The organism is Vibrio sp. HI00D65, assembly GCF_001635455.1.
Taxonomy (GTDB): Bacteria; Pseudomonadota; Gammaproteobacteria; order Enterobacterales; family Vibrionaceae; genus Vibrio.
On the sequence record NZ_LWEH01000047.1, the window covers coordinates 1 to 343 of the forward strand.

Genomic DNA, 343 nt, shown 5'->3' on the forward strand with positions numbered 1-343 from the left:
ATCATCAAAAAAGCCCGATAAAGAGACCAAGGCATCCTTAGCTTTAATGTCCTTCATCTTACTCATGGCATGCGTGATCTGTTTTATCTCCTCGTGGGTGAAGCCTTTGAGTACATCAGAACCAATGTCCTCTCCCATCGTCAACACCAACATCGCGACGCCGTCCACTGATTGATAGGTTTGTTTGCCATCCATGCACCTTCTCCTACAGACTTTTATTTGGTTCGTTATGCTTGTATCCAAGTACGTAAAATTTCAGCCACCCTGTTCGGGTCCTCTTTTGCGATGAGCTTGAGGTGTTTAATTTGAACTTCGAGTGGGCTATCTGCAGATGGCAAGTTGT

The 343-nt window shown here is 44.9% G+C and carries 1 pseudogene; it reads right to left on the minus strand.

Annotated elements, in window-relative coordinates:
- Nucleotides 1-195 (minus strand): annotated as a pseudogene (locus A3712_RS06950) (FliG C-terminal domain-containing protein); the annotation flags it as partial.
- Nucleotides 196-343: the final 148 nt, after the last annotated feature.